The 17,104-nt window shown below is 59.6% G+C and carries 16 protein-coding genes and 1 pseudogene; 2 read left to right on the top strand and 15 right to left on the bottom strand.

What is annotated here, in order from left to right; genetic code table 11:
- The 15 genes and pseudogenes from HZB60_12265 to HZB60_12195 all read right to left on the bottom strand — a co-directional run bounded on the left by HZB60_12265 (position 1) and on the right by HZB60_12195 (position 14,815).
- Positions 1 to 1,521: an efflux RND transporter periplasmic adaptor subunit gene (locus HZB60_12265; protein MBI5060540.1), complete on the bottom strand. Its 1,521-nt coding sequence runs from the start codon at positions 1,519 to 1,521 to the stop codon at positions 1 to 3.
- Positions 1,508 to 2,815: a TolC family protein gene (locus HZB60_12260; GenBank protein ID MBI5060539.1), complete on the bottom strand. Its 1,308-nt coding sequence runs from the start codon at positions 2,813 to 2,815 to the stop codon at positions 1,508 to 1,510. The genes HZB60_12265 and HZB60_12260 overlap by 14 nt, the downstream gene beginning before the upstream one ends.
- Before the next feature lie 161 nt (positions 2,816 to 2,976).
- Entirely contained in the window at positions 2,977 to 4,305 is a 1,329-nt protein-coding gene (locus HZB60_12255) for a sigma-54-dependent Fis family transcriptional regulator (protein MBI5060538.1), read from the bottom strand.
- The gene (locus tag HZB60_12250; protein ID MBI5060537.1) at positions 4,302 to 6,083 is read right to left on the bottom strand and encodes a HAMP domain-containing protein; all 1,782 of its coding nucleotides are present in this window, start codon (positions 6,081 to 6,083) and stop codon (positions 4,302 to 4,304) included. Before HZB60_12250 ends, HZB60_12255 begins: the two co-directional genes overlap by 4 nt.
- Positions 6,084 to 6,203: 120 nt before the next feature.
- Positions 6,204 to 6,779, bottom strand: a complete 576-nt coding sequence (locus tag HZB60_12245) for a hypothetical protein (GenBank protein ID MBI5060536.1) — start codon at positions 6,777 to 6,779, stop codon at positions 6,204 to 6,206.
- Between the two features lie 11 nt (positions 6,780 to 6,790).
- A complete protein-coding gene (locus HZB60_12240; protein ID MBI5060535.1) occupies positions 6,791 to 7,378 on the bottom strand; it encodes a hypothetical protein in 588 nt (195 codons plus the stop codon).
- 93 nt (positions 7,379 to 7,471) lie between these two features.
- Positions 7,472 to 8,575, bottom strand: coding sequence for a hypothetical protein (locus HZB60_12235; GenBank protein ID MBI5060534.1), 1,104 nt, complete (start codon positions 8,573 to 8,575; stop codon positions 7,472 to 7,474).
- A gap of 200 nt (positions 8,576 to 8,775) precedes the next feature.
- Positions 8,776 to 8,985 carry a helix-turn-helix domain-containing protein gene (locus HZB60_12230; GenBank protein ID MBI5060533.1) on the bottom strand — a complete coding sequence of 70 codons (210 nt, stop codon included), beginning with the start codon at positions 8,983 to 8,985 and terminating at the stop codon, positions 8,776 to 8,778.
- A gap of 244 nt (positions 8,986 to 9,229) precedes the next feature.
- Complete coding sequence (locus tag HZB60_12225) at positions 9,230 to 9,916, bottom strand: alpha/beta fold hydrolase (protein ID MBI5060532.1); 687 nt, start codon at positions 9,914 to 9,916, stop codon at positions 9,230 to 9,232.
- Positions 9,917 to 10,034: 118 nt separating this feature from the next.
- The gene (locus HZB60_12220; protein ID MBI5060531.1) at positions 10,035 to 11,000 is read right to left on the bottom strand and encodes an aldo/keto reductase; all 966 of its coding nucleotides are present in this window, start codon (positions 10,998 to 11,000) and stop codon (positions 10,035 to 10,037) included.
- A gap of 42 nt (positions 11,001 to 11,042) precedes the next feature.
- Positions 11,043 to 11,390: pseudogene (locus HZB60_12215) on the bottom strand (four helix bundle protein).
- Positions 11,391 to 11,485: 95 nt separating this feature from the next.
- Positions 11,486 to 11,791, bottom strand: coding sequence for a ferredoxin family protein (locus tag HZB60_12210; GenBank protein MBI5060530.1), 306 nt, complete (start codon positions 11,789 to 11,791; stop codon positions 11,486 to 11,488).
- Between the two features lie 166 nt (positions 11,792 to 11,957).
- Positions 11,958 to 12,803, bottom strand: a complete 846-nt coding sequence (locus HZB60_12205; GenBank protein MBI5060529.1) for a metal ABC transporter permease — start codon at positions 12,801 to 12,803, stop codon at positions 11,958 to 11,960.
- A 45-nt stretch (positions 12,804 to 12,848) separates the two neighbouring features.
- Positions 12,849 to 13,718 carry a zinc ABC transporter substrate-binding protein gene (locus HZB60_12200; GenBank protein MBI5060528.1) on the bottom strand — a complete coding sequence of 290 codons (870 nt, stop codon included), beginning with the start codon at positions 13,716 to 13,718 and terminating at the stop codon, positions 12,849 to 12,851.
- A gap of 17 nt (positions 13,719 to 13,735) precedes the next feature.
- The gene (locus HZB60_12195) at positions 13,736 to 14,815 is read right to left on the bottom strand and encodes a hypothetical protein (GenBank protein ID MBI5060527.1); all 1,080 of its coding nucleotides are present in this window, start codon (positions 14,813 to 14,815) and stop codon (positions 13,736 to 13,738) included.
- Positions 14,816 to 15,383: 568 nt separating this feature from the next.
- On the opposite strand from HZB60_12195, the gene HZB60_12190 reads away from it, so the two are divergent.
- Both HZB60_12190 and HZB60_12185 read left to right on the top strand, forming a co-directional pair.
- Positions 15,384 to 15,722: an STAS domain-containing protein gene (locus HZB60_12190; GenBank protein ID MBI5060526.1), complete on the top strand. Its 339-nt coding sequence runs from the start codon at positions 15,384 to 15,386 to the stop codon at positions 15,720 to 15,722.
- Between the two features lie 259 nt (positions 15,723 to 15,981).
- Positions 15,982 to 17,100 (top strand): hypothetical protein, encoded by a 1,119-nt coding sequence (locus HZB60_12185; GenBank protein ID MBI5060525.1) that lies wholly within the window; start codon positions 15,982 to 15,984, stop codon positions 17,098 to 17,100.
- Positions 17,101 to 17,104 lie beyond the last annotated feature (4 nt).

Here is a 17,104-nt window from a genome sequence, read left to right as displayed (position 1 = left end):
CTAATTCCCTTCGACGGCTGCCAGCGCCGCGCGCAACGAGGATTCAGAATCCACCAGGAAGTTCGCCCGGGTCACCACCGCCTCACCTGCATCCAGGCCCTTGAGCACCTCCGCCACACCACCGGCCTGTTCGCCCAGTGTTACGACGCGGGGTTCAAACCGCCCATCGCCAATCGCGACAAACACGAAGTAACCTCGCCCGGATGGGATGAGCGCATCCGCCGGGATCGTCAGCCCCTCACGGCTTTCTCCCCGCAACATTACTTCACCGTACATACCCGGCTTAAGTTCACCCTCGTCATTCTGCACATTGATCCGGACTTTCAGGGTTCGACTTCGGGAGTCGAGCATGGGATCGATGAATGCCACCTTGCCGATGAATACGCGATCGGGCACCGACTCGAACGCCATCGACGCTCGCATGCCGGTTTTCACCCGCGCGAGATCAGGTTGGTAGGCGTCGGCAAGCACCCATACCGTGTTGAGATCGGTGACTTCGTACGGCGTATCTCCCGGCTCAACGGCGGCTCCTTCGACAACGTTCTTGGCCGTGACGACGCCGGTCACCGGTGAGGTAAACGTCAGTGACTTCACCGCCTCGCCGGTCTGTTCCAGTCGTTCAATTTCGGCGCTCGGCACGTCCCAGCGCAACAGCTTGCGGCGAGCGGCGGCCGTCACCGCATCGCTGGTGTCGCCGACCGCGCCGGACGGATTCCCGCTCTTGAGCGCCAGCAGAAACTCCTGCTGTGCCACCAGCAGCTCGGGACTGTATAGCGTGAACAAGGGCTCGCCACGCTTCACCGGTTTACCGACGAAATCGACGAAAATCCGCTCGACATAGCCGGAAACCTTGATGTTGATCTTGCGCACGTTGGTCGGGTCGATCTCCACCCGCCCCACCGTCTGCCAGCTTCCGCCCACTTCTCCCGGCGTGGCCGTCGCCGTCCTGAGTCCGATCAGCTGCTGCCGGGTGGGGTCAATGACCACTGCGCTGCGACCTTCCACACCGCTCTTTCCACTCCCGTCAGTCTCGTACACGGGAAGATAGTCCATCCCCATCTCATCCTTGCGCGGAACCATGGAAGTCTGCTTCGGATCCATCGGCGAGCGGTAGTATGAAACCCGGTGCATGCTCCCATCGGACTTTTCCGTCTCCGCAGTGGAGCCTTTCATCTTCACGAGTTTCATTCCGCAAGCCGGGCAGTCTCCCGGATGATCCTGCACGATCGCGGGGTGCATCGGGCATTGGTAGTTCTCTTCAGCCGGCGCGTCCGCGGTCAGCTTTTCCATCGTGGCCGGTTCGCGACCCTGCTCTTGAAGCGTGAGATTCATTCCGCAAATCGGGCATTTCCCCGGATGATCCTGGATCACTTGCGGGTCCATTCCACAGGTCCAGACCTGCTTCGCTGAAGCGCTCGACTCAGACCCCGCGGACCCGCGCCGCAACTGGTAGAAATTGTAGCTCACGCTGCCCATCAAGAGCAGCGTCAGCAGCACCACCGGCAGTTTACCTTTCATCATACACTTCTCCCGTCGCGGCTTCAAGCCGGGCGCGAGCGATCGCAAACTCGGCTATTTTCGCCACTGCTTGGCGCTCCTGCTCAAACACGTTCATTTCGCTGGACAGCAGCGCGGTGAAGTCCACTCGCCCGTTGGCATATCCGATCAGCGCGGCCGCCAGGGTCGTGCGCGCCTGCGGTAGGATGGCCGTCTGGTAGAGACCGATCTGTTCGTCCAACGCTTGCAAGTCGGCCAGTGCCTTGCTGACACCCAGGCGGAGATCATTGTAGATCACGTCCCGCTCATCGCCGGCCTGCAGCGCGGCAATTTCGCGCTGCGCGACCAGCCGGTTCTGTTTGCTCTTCCGATACACCGGCAGCGTCGCGCCGCCCATGATCGAGATCATGTTGTCCGGCAACAACTCGGTTTCAACTGTGTGACCGTCCGTCGTCATCACCTCCGTGTGCCGGCGCATATATTCAAGGCCTAAACTGAACATGGGCAGCCCCATCTTGCGCGCAGATTTTACGCCGATTTCCGCTGCCCGATGTTTGAACTCCGCCGCGCGCAGCTCGGGGCTCGCGGCCGAGACACGAGCCAGCACCGAGTCCACTTCATAGTCGCGCGGCTGGAACTCCAGCGGCTGCGGCGGTGTACTGATCGAATCCGGCGGAAGCTGGCAAAATGTGCTCAAGTCCGCAACCACCTTCTGTTCCATCGCCGCGAAGTCAACGCGCATCGCGTCCAGCTTGTTCACCTCGGTTTCCGCGCGCAGCAGGTCGGACAGGTCGCCCAGCCCGACGGCGTAGTTGCTCCGAGTCTGCGCCAGCATCTTCGTAAGCACGGCCCGACTCGAGTCGATCAGTACGAGTTCGGCGCGGATCCGTTGCCACTCGCGGTAACTCATTTTGACCTCAAGCGCCAGCATCACGCGCTCGGCGTCCGTCATCGCCCGTAACATGTCGCGATCCGCGCCCGCCATGCCGCGCTCCAGCCTGCGCGATCCCGGCCACGGAAACTGCTGCTCGATTGAAATGCGCTTGGCCGCCATCCGCAGCCGATCCGTACCGGGTCCGCCCAGCGGATACTCGCTCAAGCCCAGTCCCAGCATCGGATCCGCGAGGGCCCCTGCTTGCGAAATGCGCTCCGTCGCCGCGTTCGTGCGGTGCTCGGCTGCCGAAACTCGCGGGTTTCGCGCCAGTGCCAGATCGATATATCGTCGGAGCACCATGTCTTCCGCTCGCGCACGGCCAGCGGAGGTCAGGAGCAGGGCGCCGATCAGGATGGCGATAGGGAGGATCCGCGAGCGATTCATGTTATCACATTTCGCAAGTCGCGTACCAAAAAAATGGCCCTCGAATTGGTAATCCAAGGGCTTGATAATTCCCAACTTCGAGCTTATTCCTGCGAACGAAATTGTCGGTGCGTTGAAAATCCTTTTCACTTGCATTTGCAAGGACCTTTCACCGTAGATTTTCACTCCTTGCCGCTGCCGATCCCGTACTCTTCCATTTTTTTGCGCAGTGTGGGACGCGTGATTCCGAGCACCTCGCACGCCTTCCCGAGATTTCCGCCGACTTCGTTCAAGGTGCGACGAATATGCTCGCGTTCGACATCCGCCAGCGACTTGTATTCCGCCCGCACGTGAACCTCACTGTCTTCCAACACGACTTCGCCGATCACCGGCCCGCTGGATCGCAACAGCGAGCGGATCAGCACATTCTCCAGTTCCCGGACATTCCCCGGCCAGTCGTACTTGGTCAATTTGGCGAGCACGCCCGGGGTCACGCCGGACACAGGTTGGTGCAGTTCGCGTCCGGCCTTTTCCAGAATGTGGTGCACAAGTTCCGGCAGATCGCGCTTGCGCTCTCGCAGCGCGGGCACGCGAACCTGCGCCACTTTTAGCCGAAAGTAGAGGTCCTCGCGAAACGACCCTCCCTTGACGAGCGCGCCGAGCTCCCGGTGTGTGGCCGCGATCAGTCGCGCCTCAAATCGAATGGCCGCGGTTCCGCCGACCCGTTCAAACGTACGCTCTTGAACCACGCGCAAGATTTTCGCTTGCAGGCCGAGTGTCAGGTCGCCGATCTCGTCGAGAAACAGCGTGCCCGACTGTGCAAGCTCAAACTTGCCGATCTTGCGTTGATGTGCTCCCGTGAATGCCCCGCGTTCATGACCGAACAGCTCCGATTCCAGCAACGTCGGCACGATCGCCGAGCAATTCACCGCCACAAATGGCTGATCGGCCGCCGAACTCCGGTGAATGGCCCGCGCGACCAATTCCTTGCCGGTCCCGGTCTCACCGGAAATCAGCACATTGACGCGCGATCGCGCGAGGATTCCGATCTGCTTGTGAAGTTCGATGATCGCCGCGCTATGCCCCGCGATTCGGTCGGGCCGGTAGTCGGCGTCCCGCGCTTCCGCATTCGACATCCGCGAGCGCAGTCTCGCCTCCGAGTCCGCGCGGTCAATCACCACGTCCAGCTCATCAATGTTCACCGGCTTGTGGATGTAATTGAAGGCGCCCGCCTTCATCGCGCGTATTGCATATTCCAGATCGGAATGACCCGTGACCAGAATAATCAAGGCCGTCGTGCCGGCGGCAACCTGTTCCTCCAGCAGACTGATGCCCTCGCCGTCCGGCAGCTTTAGATCAAGGATCACGATCCGCGGCTCGAAGTCGTTCCACGTCGCCCGGCCTCGCGCAATCGAATCCGCGCTGGCCGTGTCAAAGCCGCGCTCCCGGAGATGCAGTTCCAGCGTCCGCCGGATGGCATCGTCGTCGTCAATGATGAGAATTCTGCTCAGGTCCATAGCGGCAGTAATAGCTTAACTTCCGTTCCTTCACCGGGAGCGCTGATGATCTCGATTCGCCCGCCGTGCGCCTCCGCAATCTTCTTCGCATTTGACAACCCCAATCCGGTCCCCTGCTTGCGCGTGGTGAAGAACGGCTCGAAGACCCGCGACAGCCGCTCCGCCGGAATCCCCGCCCCATCGTCATTGACGGAAATCGCCGCATAGAAACGACCGTCCGATTCCGTCTTGCGCGCGAAAACGGCGATCAGTCCGTTCCGCTTCGCCGCCTGAATCGCATTCAATACCAGATTCATGAGGGCCTGCTCGAGCTTGTCGCGATCGGCGGAAATCGTCAGCAGGGAATCGGGAACTTGCACCTTCAATCGCGCCCCCGTCGCGTCCAACTGCGGCAGGGTACTGCGTGCCACATCGTTAATCACGTCCGCCAGCCGCACCGGGACGCGCTCGAGTGTCAGCGGCTTGGAATAGTCGAGCAGTTCATTCAGCAGTCGCTCAACCCGTTCGGCTTGCTGCCGGGCGATGGCAAACTGTTCCTGACTGATCTGATCCGTCGCGGCCTTTGCTTCCAGAATCTGCAAATTCATCTTGATCGAGGACAGGGGGTTGCGGATTTCGTGAACGATGCTGGCGGTGATCTCCCCGATCGCGGCCAGCCGTTCCGACTGCACCAGCTGCCGCTGCGAATCCCGCAACGAGGCCACCATCTGATTGAACCGCGTTGCCAGTTCGCCGACTTCGTCGTTCAGATCAACGGCAACTTTCCGCTCCAGCTCCCCCTGCGCGATCGCGGCACTGGCCTCGGCCAGGCGACGAATCGGCTGACTGATCGTGCGCGATATTTGCCACACCACCAGCACGATGACCAATCCGGTGATCAGCGCGACGAGCAACGTATCGCGCTTCAATCGATCCAGCGGTTCGAACGCCTCCGCCGCGTCCATTTCCGCGATCAGAGCCCATTGTTGCTGCGGCAGCCAACCCCACGCTCCCATGACTTGTTGGCCATCGAAGCCGGGATAAACACTCGCTCCGCTCCCGCCCGCAATCGCCCGTTGAATTCCCTCCGAGTTCATCTTGTGCGTCAGCGGCGCAGGATGATTCATGAACCGCGAGGGCGTCAACATCACGCGCTCCGCGTCAACCAGATACGCCTGCCCGGTGCGACCCAGACCCGTCGTGTCCAGGATGATCGGATCCAGCGTCTGCGCCAGTGCGAGAGTCACGACGACCGCACCGAGGGTCGCCCCGCTGCTGTCGCGCACCGCGCCCGCCAGGTGCAAGCTCGGACCGTAATTCGGATTCAGATAGATGGGGCTCATCACCGGTAGCGGCTCCGCCAGTGCGTTCGCGATCAGCGCTTCAGGTGCAACCTTTCCCATCCGCAAGTCGTCCCCGGCCGTACACGAGACCGGGGCCCCGTGCGCGTCGTGCAGGCACAGATCGACATAGGCCCCGGATTGCCGCTGATACGTTCGCAAGACGGCAGCTACCTGCTCGTGCGAGCGCGGTGAACGCTCGCGACGCTGCATCAGCCGCACAACTTCCGGCGTGGAAGCGATCACCCGCAGATCCGCCAAGCGCTCCGCAAACCACTGCTCAATCGCCCGTTGTTTGGACACCGCGACCGCCTGCATGTGCAAGAACACCTCGCGCTCGACGGCCGCGCGCGCGAACCGGTAGCTCTGAAATCCCATGAACAGCAGGGGTATCAGCGCTACCGCGAGAAACCACAGCAACAGTCGTCGCCCGATCCGACCCAGCGGACTCATGCCTCAACTCCGCTGGCGACATTACGGCTCCCGCGACCCAGAAACTGCAACGGGACAGCCTGACCGGGCTGTCCCATTACACATGCTTGCTCACTCAAGTGAGACAACGTTGTTCGGTGCCTATAGACTGCCGGTAATGTGCACACCGATGTAGATGTCACTGATGGTGATGTCGTACTGATCCTGATCGCCCCGGCCCCAGGCGGCGAACGTGCCGACCGCGACCGCGTCGCTGAATTGCTCAAGGTTCTCGAACAGCGTCAACGTTTCCGCGCACGTGAAGGTACGCGTTTGACTTGCCGACAGTGCCAGCCCCTGGAACAGCCGGAAACCGCCCGCCGCTTGCACACCCGCGATCGAGTGAATATTGGCCCGATTCGTGTCCAGCGTGATCCAGATTTCTCCCGACACATTCTGGGTCAGATTGTTGGTCGCGGTCAAGCGGATGCAGACGTCTTCCACTCCCTCAACCGTGATGTCGCCCCAATTCGAGTTATCGGTCAAGTCCACCACGACCCCGGTGAATTGATCATCAAGTGCGCCGCGGCCGCGCAGATTCGGTCCCGCTTCCGTACTCGTTCTGATCTGACCGCCTACATCTTGCGAGACAAATACCGTTCCCGACACCAGTCCGCAGCCCGCGATCAGGAGCAGGGAGGCAAGCGCGAGCGCAGCGATCAAAATTGCTTTCTTCATGGTCGTGCTCCTTACGATGCGGATTTGGTCTTGATGGGAAAGAAGTACTGCACTCCGAGCCGCGTCTGCCAGTTCTTACGGGAGGCGTTGTTGTCGTGGAACGGCATCACGAGCAGGCTGGTGTTCACGTCGAGGTAGATCTTGCGATCATACAGGTTGATCCCGGTGCCGAGACCGCCGTTGATGCCGGAGAGCGTCTCGTCCTGCTTGAAACTCGCGCCCGGACTCAGACTGTTGCTCGACACACCCACCATGAAGTACGGCCACACATTCACCGGATTCTTGTTGGCCAGCAACAGATTGAGTCCAAAGCCGGTCAGCGTACCGCCCGCATAGGTCACGGTCTCGGTCTGATTGCCAAATTCCAAGTCCTCATCGACATCTCCCTGCGACGTGCTGCGGAAGTAGAGTTCGCCGTGGAAGAGCTTCCAGACGTTGCCCCGGACCCCAATGCCGAAGAGCGGACCGGCCCCCACGTCGTCTTGAATCACCGGCATATCGTAGCCCCCGAAGGCGGTAACACCCAAGGGGTAGGCTGCCGACGCGCCAATCGGCACTCCGAACAGCAGAGTCAGCAACAAGATTGTCAGTTTCTTCATCACTCCTCCTGGTTCTAAATGGTCCACAGAATGTAAGCCCAATTTACACAACTGTACCTGAAAAATCAAGCCGTTCGTGATCGGCGAGCGATCTCAGTTCGGTTTGCCTTTCAGGGGCAACCCGGCCGGCTGACGCAGTCCTTCTCCACTTCGATGGCATTCGATGCACGCGCGATCCAGTCCGTGGTCCTGCGCGTCTTGTTGATGACACTTCACACAGAGCTGACGCTGGTTCGCATCGGCATAAGGCACCGGCAGCCGGTACGATCCTGAAACGCTGCCGTCCCGATCCAGATACTGCACGTTGAAGTCCCACCGGCCCAAGTCCGGGGCGCTGCTGCCGTGCGCCCGGTGGCAGGTAATGCAGGCGATTCGGCTGGAGCTTGTCGGACCGGAGGTCTGCTGCGGTGTGGCGGAAGGATCCTCGAACGGGAGCTGCGGCAAGTACGAGGTTGCCGGGTTGCCTCCGGTCGGGTTGCCGCTGCCGGCATACAACTCATAGGACTGCCGCACGTCGCCTCCCAGGGTGCGGTCAATCGGGTGCTCAAACCCCGGCCCACCGTCATGGTACCTGCCATGACAATTGGCGCACCAGTTGGTCCAGCCGCCGCGGTAAGCGGTATGATTCGTCGGAGACTCGCTCGCACCCATCACGTTGAGACCCTCGGCGCTTGGCGCAGGATAGCCGAAGTAGAAGTTCGCCACCGGAAGTTGGCCGATCCCGCGCAGCAAACGGTAGTTGGTGTTGCCGTGAGGATCGTGACAACTCGTGCAGCCCAGTTCCGAAGATGGAAAACTTCCGCCGGGCGCGTTGACATGCACCGGATCCGCGGCGAGTCCGTTGGCCGGAGACACGCAGTTGTGAACGCCATGGCTGCCGCTCAGCGGAAGCTGCAAGCCCGTCGGTGAATCGTTAAGGTTATCTTCGCTGGAAAAGACGAAATTGCCGGCCCCATACTCCGGTGCGGGGGTGAGCGGAGTGAATGCCCAAGCCGCTCCGATTGCCGAGGCGTGGCAACTCAAGCAGAGGTCCGTCGGCGAATCAGCGGCCAGCAGAAAGTCATTCGCAGCTGTCGGGTTGACCGGTATCCCGTCTTCGCTATTGTGCATGGTGTGGCAAGCGACACAGGCGGCCACACCCCCGTTATGAAACGATACGGCGGTCCCGCAGGCTGCGAGCAGGCTCAGAATAGTCATGACGAGCCGGGGCGGACTCACTCGGCTGGACTCACGCGGCACATTCTCCAAGTTGGGCAACTAATTTGAACTTTAACAGCAACTTTGATGCCAGCTCCGGCGAAGCGGCAACCTTGCTCCTCCCCTTGGGCGGAATATAAGAAAAGGCGCACAAAAGTGCACCTTTTCTGCCATCAAAGTGGCCGTTCAAACCAAACAGATCAGCGCATGGCCTCCATGGTCGTGGACTCGCGGACCAACTCTGTCCCGCTCACCATTCGTGCGCGAATATAGCTTTCCAGATCTTGCGGACGAAACCGGCGATCACCACGGCCTCCCAGCCTGATACACGGCAACTTGCCGTCGGCGGACCATCGTCGCAGCGTGACCTTGGAAACTCCGAGCATTGCGGCAGCCTCATCCAATCCCATCAAGCCATCCTGTGAACCGACCATCTATTTACCCTTCCTTTCATTCTTATGATGTCGGGCTGTCCTCCGGGTTACTCCTGAACGCCATGGCAGACAACCACATTCTGTGTGTTATACGCTCCAAACCGAAATTTCTCACAGTTCACCCAACCATATCTCAAATTTTCTTGAGCTCAGTCTAACGAGCACGAAGCGGAGCCTCCTGATCGGGAGACTCCGCTAAATATATAAAAAACAGTCGAAATCAGTCGAGACGATTCAGGAAATCCTTGAACACCGGCAGAAATACATGGTCGCGCAGGCCCGCCATCGGGTGTGGCGTGTCCGGAAAGATCGCGAGTTGTCCTCTCGGCAAGGCCCGGTAGAGGTCAACCGCCTCCGACGCTGGCACGAGTTCGTCGCGGTCTCCAACCGACACGACTACCGGAAACTTCGCTTCTTCGAGGTCCATTTCCGTCAGGCCCAGGTCCGGCAGACCGACGAGCAGCTTGTGTAACCAGGGCATCATCGCTTCCAGCTTTTCCTCGCCATGCAGTGCACGCAATTTCTCCAGCCGATCCGGCTTATTCTCCTCCAGCCATGTCATGTCCAGCTCGGTCGCCATGTCCTCGGCCTCCTGTCCGGACCAGTAGAACTTCGTGGCGTGCATGAAGACGCCGACGACGCGGGAGGGGTTCTTGATCGCATACTGCAAACCCGCGTATCCGCCGAGGCTGTACCCCAAGATGACAACCGGCTCCGCCTTGACCCCGGTCAGCAGTTTGTCAATCTCTTCCACGATGACTCGGAGCGTCAACGATTTCGTCATCTCAGACTCGCCGTGACCGGGCAGGTCCGCGGCGATGACCGTATTACCCATCTTCGCGATCGGGTCGATGAGCTGGCTGAACTCGGTTTCGGCCGTACCCAATAAGCCGGGCAGAAGCAACACCGGTGGCCCACTCCCGACAGATTTGTGATGAAGCATGATCCCAGAAACGGTTATTTAGAGTGTCACTCGAATTTACAGTCCGTTAGCGGCGGGACGGATCAACGGACCGCGCGCCGCGTCAGAGTCCGTCGCTCACGTCATCCAACGCCACCAGCTCATCAGCCGAGAGCCGTTTTCCGATGGCGCCCAATGAGTCTTCAAGCTGCGGGAGGGATGTCGCCCCGATGATGGGGGAAACTACCCATGACTTGGTATTCAGCCAAGCCAGGGCAGTCTGTGTCATCGTCTCGCCGCGTGATCCCGCCAGTTCCGCGAGCTTCGTAAGCGTCCGCGCGACCTGCGGGGTCAACTTGTCCTGTGCGCGACCGTTCAGCGTATGCCGCGCGTTCGCCGGCAGCTCTTGCCCCGGCTTGTACTTGCCGGACAGCAAGCCGCCTTCTAACGGCGAATATGGCAGGCAGCCGATCCCCTCCCGCAAGCAGAATGGCCCAACCTCGGCCTCGTAGTCCCGCCGCCAGATCAGGTTGTATTTCGGCTGCGTGCACACGAACTTGGGCAGTCCCAATGACGCGGCATATTGATTCGCCCGTTCATGCAGCCAGGCCGGGAAGTTCGAGACCCCAAGATAGCGGACCTTACCGTCCCGCACGAGTTCGGCCATCGCTTCCAGCGTCACTTCGATCGGCGTATTCTCATCCGGCGAATGACATTGGTACAGGTCAAGGTAATCCGTTTGCAGCCGCTTCAGCGACTCCGCGCACGCCCGCAGAATATGCGAACGCGACAGCCCTTCGCCGTCCGGCCCCTCCCACATCTGCCCGCGGCACTTGGTGGCCAGCACGATCCGGTCGCGCGGCTTGGACTTCAGCCAGTTCCCGATAAACCGCTCCGACACGCCCCCCGGATTCCCCTCCACCCAGCGTGAATACACGTCCGCCGTATCGATGAAGTTGATGCCGGCGTCGAACGCGCGATCCAGAATTGCATGCGACTCGCGCTCGTCATTCTGCCACCCCATCGTCATCGTCCCGAGCCCAAGCTCAGACAGCGATAGAGTCGTGTGGGGAACGGTGCGGTATTCCATAAATCAAATTCGGAAAATCAGAAAGCCGGAAAGGCAGAGAACTCAGACCTTCGCCACGATCTTGGCCCTGCGTTTCTTGCCAACAACCGTCGCAATGATAGCGGTAAGCTCTTCAAGCTCGGCGACCAGCGCCTTCAGCTCGGTGGGCTTGACCGTCCCGACCTCGATCAAGAGGTCAAACCAGTATTTCGTTTCGCTCAGTTCCTGAAGCGCCCCCTCAAGTTTGCTTGCGAAATCCGCATCCGATTTTGCGTAATTCGCCTCGGCAACTTGGGCACCGGTTGATGTTCCGGAGCGCAACAGTTGTTTGCCGATGGTCTGTGCGACGGTCTCCTTGGGCTACGAACCATAGACACGGATGACGCGAACGGCAAACGCCCGAGTCCTCATCACCAAGTCACGTCCCTGCTCCTGTGACCGCCTCACGGTGGGCCCTTACAATCGGTTAGCTTTCTGCATTTCTGCATTTCCGAATTTCTGCGTTTTCAGTACACGTTCCCCCGTCGCGGCGGATCCGTCGCGGGGCGAATCTCTGGCATCGGATTGCCCTTAAACACGGGCGAAAGCTGCGCGTTGATCTCCGCCGCAACGACATCCTCGTCGGGATTCTCAATAATTGCCTCCACCGGGCACTCCGGAACGCACGCGCCGCAGTCGATACAGAGTTGCGGATCGATCACGGCAAACGGCTGTCCATCCCGTTCGCCGGGATAGATGCAGTACACCGGACATACCTGCATGCACGAGGCATAACGCTCGCCCAGGCATTTATCCGTAATCACGAAAGCCATCAGGATTCCTCAAAAAGCGGTACACGACCTCGAAGCCACGGATTCGCCTTCAAGGTCTTAAAACATAGTAATTTAGGGGTCGCGCCCGACGAAAAACGGGCATGACGCCCGTTTCTCTCCACCAGCCCAAATATCGCGATTTTGTGGGTTAGATGCAATGAAATTCTCACCTTCCGGCGGCCGGGACCAGCCGCCGCCTGATCCACAGCACCGCGCCCAGCACGGCGAGCATGGCCGTCATCATCGCCAGAATCGTGGGCGCCGCCGGTTCATCAAGGCGGAAGGCCGCCAGCAAACCGAGAATGCAGCCCGCGAATCCGAACGCCCACCCCACCGCCAGGCGCAAGCCGGAATGCCGGGATGTCATCACCCCGGCGACGGCGGGAATCACCAGCAGCGCGAATACGAGCAGCACTCCGGCGATTCGCACCGACGATGTCACCACAATGCCGAACGTCGCGTAGAACAGCACATCCCACCAGAAGATCTTATATCCCGCGCGCGCGGCCGCCTCCGCATCGTCGCTGATCGCGAACAACGGCTTGCGCACGGCAAAATGGAGCACGCCGATCAGCGCATAAATCACCGCGGTCTTGACGACCAACTCCGGCGCGACCGTAAAGATCCCGCCGATCAGGGTCTCCTTGAGATGTTCAGTTCCCGACGGCGTCTTTTCCAACACGAGAATGACAAGTGCCTGCGCCGTCGCGAACACAATTCCGATGAACGCCTCCAGCGGAACGCGATGGGCGAGTCGTCTCAGCCATGCGAACAGGACCGCCCCGATCAGGGTCATTCCCACCGGGAACAAGTAAGCCGCCAGTGGGTGATCGTGCAGGTCTGTCGCGATGGCGATCGCCATGCCGAGCGCGGCCAACTGCGCCAGCGAAAGATCGACGAAAATCACACCCCGCTTGACGACATGGAAACCAAGGTACGCGTGGATTCCGGCCAGGACCAGACAGGCCGCCAGCGCCCACCACATGAACGGATATGTGAGTGCTTCAATCATCAAGTTTGTCTCCGCCGCGGCACATGTCTTCATGTGCCCGGAATGTCACCGCATCGCCTCGAAGATCTGATCGAAATGCTGCAAGTACGACTCGGGGGACACGTCAGCGCACGACGGTGACAGCTTGACCACCCGAATTCCGGTCTGCCGATTCAAGTAGTTGCTTCCATCGTCCGAGAAGTACGGTTCCTGCAACAGCCGCTTGATCTGTTTCGCCTGAATCATATCAACCAGTTCCTTCAGGTGCGAGGCCGTCGGCGGAATGCCGGGTACCGGTTCCACCTTGGCCGCAATCTCAAACCCGAATGCAGCTGCGAAATACGCCCACGACGAATGATAGGTAACCACCGTGCGATTGGGGATGTCAGCCGCCGCCGCATTCCACTTTTCGATACGGGACTGCGCCTCCGCCGCGAACTTTTCGAGATTGGCGGCGTACACCGTGGCACCGTCGGGATCAACCGCGGCCAACGCACGCTCGACGGTCCGGGCAATCCGGATTCCGTTTGCCGGGTCGAGCCAGTAGTGCGGGTTGCCGCTGGGATGAACATCCCCCATCGATGCATTGACCGCGACCGTCGGTCGCTCCAGGACCGGAACGCCGTCGGAACAATCCACCACTTTCAGCTTGGCATTCCGCGAGCCGTCGATGATCTGACTCGACCACGGATCGAGTCCCAACCCGACTTTCAGATAGAGATCCGCGCGCGAGACCTTAACCATGTAAGTCGGCAGCACTTCCACGCTATGCGGATCATGGGCGGCCTTGGCAATCGAGAAACACTCAACACGATCTCCGCCGATATAAGCGGCAATCGAGCCCAAGTCGGGAAGCGCAGCGGCCACGGTCACTTGGGCCACCGCCGCCGTGGAGAGATTCATCACGAACATCGAAGCCAGAAATATGTACTTCATCAGTTGGCTCCGCTCGGTTAGAATTGGTGAACTTTGTGCGGCCCCATCGAGAACACCGCCTGCACGGTAATCGTGTTGAAGTCCTGTCCTTCTCCCGCTTGATTGTGATCAAGTACCAGCCGGAACAGCGTGCTCTCTTCCATCAGCGCTACGCCCGCGAAGACTCCGAGCGACTGGTTCCACGGCTGCTCATCCGTCGCCTGCTGATAGCGTTCAATGCTGAAGCCCACGTTGTAGCGCTTGCGCAGGCTCAGGTCGGCGAAAAAATAGCCGCCGTTGGGGGTCAGGGATTCGGTCCCGGTCGCCACACCTTCGTCATTGTACGCAGCATATTCCCTGTTCAGACCCAGGAACTCCGCCTGCAAGGTCAACGAACTTAGCGAACTCAGCCAGAGCTTCGCTTTTGCATCGGCACCAGTTGCGGTCGTCGTTGTGCCGTCCACCGCATGGTTCGTTCCCTGTGTCGCCGAGAGTCCGATTTCCATCGACGACTCGCCGTGCAACGTGAAAAAGTTCGACCAGCGGCCAAGGACGGCAGGTCGAGCTTGCCCTGATTCATCTGCGTCAACCTTGAAGCTGTTACCTTGCAGCACATCCACTGAAATCGTGGAGGCCAGAGTGCCCGGCAGCGGAAGTAGATACGACAGTTGACCGCCGATCTCGTTGTACGATTCCTCCCCGGGCAGGTACTCCGCCAGTACGCCGAACCGCTCGGCAAACGGGTAGGCATGCGGATGCACCGGATTCAGCTTGCCGAATCCGGTCCGGTACTTTCCGGCCTTGATCGCGAACCCCTGCGGCAACCCGCGCATGATCTGGAAGAAGCCTTCTTCGACTTCAATCCCCTCCTCCCGGACGACGGCAAATACGAACGTCCCCTTGGCATAGGGATTCAGATAGGCGTCGAAGACCAACTCGGTCTCATCGAAAGCGAATTGACCCCGGTCATGATTCGGGTCGGTCGTGTCGGCGGTATTGAACACCCGCATCTGACCGATGACGGAGATGTCCGGGTTCGTGACTCCGCCATAGACAAGCGAGAGGAGTCCACATGACAAAAATGCACACAAGCACTGGACGGTGCGTAGATATTGCATAGAGCTAACCTCAATAGTGAATTTGAAACCAAACAGTAACGGTCGGCCACCATGGCGGCCGACGAAGCTGTCCGAAAACACTGAACTGGAGGTTAGCGGGCCGGAGGCGCGCGGGATGCGCGGGGGGAGGGAACAGCGAGGCAGTGAAGAGTCTGAGGCGCCGTCTGGACGGCCACAAACTCCTCGGATGTCGGCGTAATCGACGTACAAATAGCAGTTTGCGCCGGCGAGGTCAGGACCTGGCACAGTGCGCAGTCATGGCCATGATGCTCATCGTTATGGCACTCATGGGCCGAGGCGGCCAGTTCGGTCTGCATAAGCAAACCGACAAGCATGCCGACGATCAGCCACCGAATTACACGAGGACGATCGCAGGAATCCGCCGCCGAATCGGGCGACATTGTTGAGACGGACAACATGGCTTGTCAATATAGCGGGATTCCCCCATACTTACAACCTCGGTTCGTCTTGACAGCCCTGCTCGTCGCCGCAGTCTGAGGGGTTGATTCTGTGCCCAAATGAGCTTATATTGCGATACTTTTTGTGGTTCAACCGTCACTCTCTCCCTATGAACATTTCCACCCGCGACGAAGGCGATGCCACCGTTATTGAACTCAACGGTCGGCTGATGGGCGAACCCGACACGACGGAGCTGTTGGATACCGTGAAGTCGTCCCTGTATAACAATCGCACCAAGATCATCCTGGACTTCGGCGGCGTGGACTGGCTGAATTCCACGGGCCTCGGCTCGCTGATCTCCGCTCGAGGTTTGCTGGTTGACGTCGGAGGCGACATCAAACTGGCCAGACTCAACGATACCGTACAAAATATCATGAATATAAGCAAACTCAATCGCGTGTTCGATATCTTCGCCTCGGTACCACAAGCCGTCGAGGGTTTCAAGTAGACCGACCCAAAAGTTCAGTGTCCGGACGCTGTGAGGCGGGCAGAAGCCCGCCTTTTTTCGTGTCCTGCCATGATGTCCCGCCTCTCCCCGCCAAACATCGTGACCCGGCAACTGTCACGAACTTCGTCATTATCCATCTAAGCCGTTCGAGGCACACATGGGGAAATTGTTGTGTGCTATTGGAATTCGCCGCTCATTTGGGTATAATAGGACTTACGGACTCGAATTAGCAAGTTATAACAACCACACCGGATCACCGATGATGAAAACCCTGCTCTGTTTGACCGTTCTTGGTCTGCTTTACACCCTGCCAGCCGCCGCCACCACGCGTTATGTGTCCGCCACTGGCGCGGGGACCTACACCACACTTAACGCCGCCGCGACCGCAGCGGTGACCGGTGACACCATTCTCGTCGGCCCCGGTACGTACTCCACCGCTACTATTAACGAGGCCAACAAGCGCCTAACTTACATCGGTGCAGGTTGGGATCAGACCATCGTAAACATGGGCGCGGCCCAATGGGACTTCAACGGATCAGGTGCCAATCGAACCTCTATTGAGGGCATGCGCATCAGTACGGCGAGTTACTGTTTTCGCGGCTTGAGCAACGTGGACTCGGTAACCTTTCGACGCTGTTACCTGATTCTGACCGACCCTAATCGCGGCATCACATGGACAGACCCGAACGTCAGTGCAACGGGTCGCGGTCTGACCATCGAGGATTGCATCATTCTGTCTTCGCAGACCAGCGGCTACGCGCTGGAGGTCACCAGTCAAAGCTACCCGACAACCATCCGCAATACGGTTATTGTTAATCAGGGCGGAAGCACGAGCACGAGTGTGTGGGCAATTGAAGGCACAGCCACCTCCGGCACGGTTGAACTCTACAACTGCGTATTTCTCAACTGGAAACGGGTGCTCGCTCTGAGTACCGCGGGCGGACCCGTCATCGGCATCAACAACGTCTTCTACGATTGGCTGGCCACCCCCACAATGGGCAGTTACAATGCCTCCAGCGTCTGGGACTATAACTCCTCCCACACGGCAGTCGCCGCTCCGGGTACCAACGCGTTGAGCTTCTCCACGGATCCGTTTGTCAACTACGATGAAGCGCTGAACTACGTGTTGGGAACGACCAATCTGAATCTCGATCCCACCAACGGTGCGGCACAGATCAACTCCGGACACCCGAGCCTGCTCGACTTCACCGACGGCTCGCAATCCGATCGCGGCGCGTACGGCGGTCCCAAGCCGCTCGTGGACAACGGCGTTCCCAACTACCCGTGGGCGGTCAACATCCTTCTGAATCCGAATCTCGTCGGCGTCGGCACCCCCGTCAACGCTACTGCTCTCGGTCGCGTCGGTCCGCAATACTAAACCA

The sequence above is a fragment of the candidate division KSB1 bacterium genome, from assembly GCA_016214895.1.
Classification (GTDB): domain Bacteria; phylum Electryoneota; class RPQS01; order RPQS01; family RPQS01; genus JACRMR01.
The sequence above is the reverse complement of the archived record's forward strand: the minus strand, read 5'-3'. Positions and strand labels throughout refer to the sequence as shown.

Bases quoted from the DNA above. Each gene is read 5' to 3' on its own strand.
- HZB60_12230 (MBI5060533.1), bottom strand. From the start codon at position 8,985: ATGGGATTGGATGAGGCTGCCGCAATGCTCGGAGTTTCCAAGGTCACG.
- HZB60_12260 (MBI5060539.1), bottom strand. From the start codon at position 2,815: ATGAATCGCTCGCGGATCCTCCCTATCGCCATCCTGATCGGCGCCCTG.
- HZB60_12205 (MBI5060529.1), bottom strand. From the start codon at position 12,803: ATGATTGAAGCACTCACATATCCGTTCATGTGGTGGGCGCTGGCGGCC.
- HZB60_12210 (MBI5060530.1), bottom strand. From the start codon at position 11,791: ATGGCTTTCGTGATTACGGATAAATGCCTGGGCGAGCGTTATGCCTCG.
- HZB60_12220 (MBI5060531.1), bottom strand. From the start codon at position 11,000: ATGGAATACCGCACCGTTCCCCACACGACTCTATCGCTGTCTGAGCTT.
- HZB60_12185 (MBI5060525.1), top strand. From the start codon at position 15,982: ATGATGAAAACCCTGCTCTGTTTGACCGTTCTTGGTCTGCTTTACACC.
- HZB60_12235 (MBI5060534.1), bottom strand. From the start codon at position 8,575: ATGACTATTCTGAGCCTGCTCGCAGCCTGCGGGACCGCCGTATCGTTT.
- HZB60_12200 (MBI5060528.1), bottom strand. From the start codon at position 13,718: ATGAAGTACATATTTCTGGCTTCGATGTTCGTGATGAATCTCTCCACG.
- HZB60_12265 (MBI5060540.1), bottom strand. From the start codon at position 1,521: ATGATGAAAGGTAAACTGCCGGTGGTGCTGCTGACGCTGCTCTTGATG.
- HZB60_12250 (MBI5060537.1), bottom strand. From the start codon at position 6,083: ATGAGTCCGCTGGGTCGGATCGGGCGACGACTGTTGCTGTGGTTTCTC.
- HZB60_12240 (MBI5060535.1), bottom strand. From the start codon at position 7,378: ATGAAGAAACTGACAATCTTGTTGCTGACTCTGCTGTTCGGAGTGCCG.
- HZB60_12190 (MBI5060526.1), top strand. From the start codon at position 15,384: ATGAACATTTCCACCCGCGACGAAGGCGATGCCACCGTTATTGAACTC.
- HZB60_12195 (MBI5060527.1), bottom strand. From the start codon at position 14,815: ATGCAATATCTACGCACCGTCCAGTGCTTGTGTGCATTTTTGTCATGT.
- HZB60_12245 (MBI5060536.1), bottom strand. From the start codon at position 6,779: ATGAAGAAAGCAATTTTGATCGCTGCGCTCGCGCTTGCCTCCCTGCTC.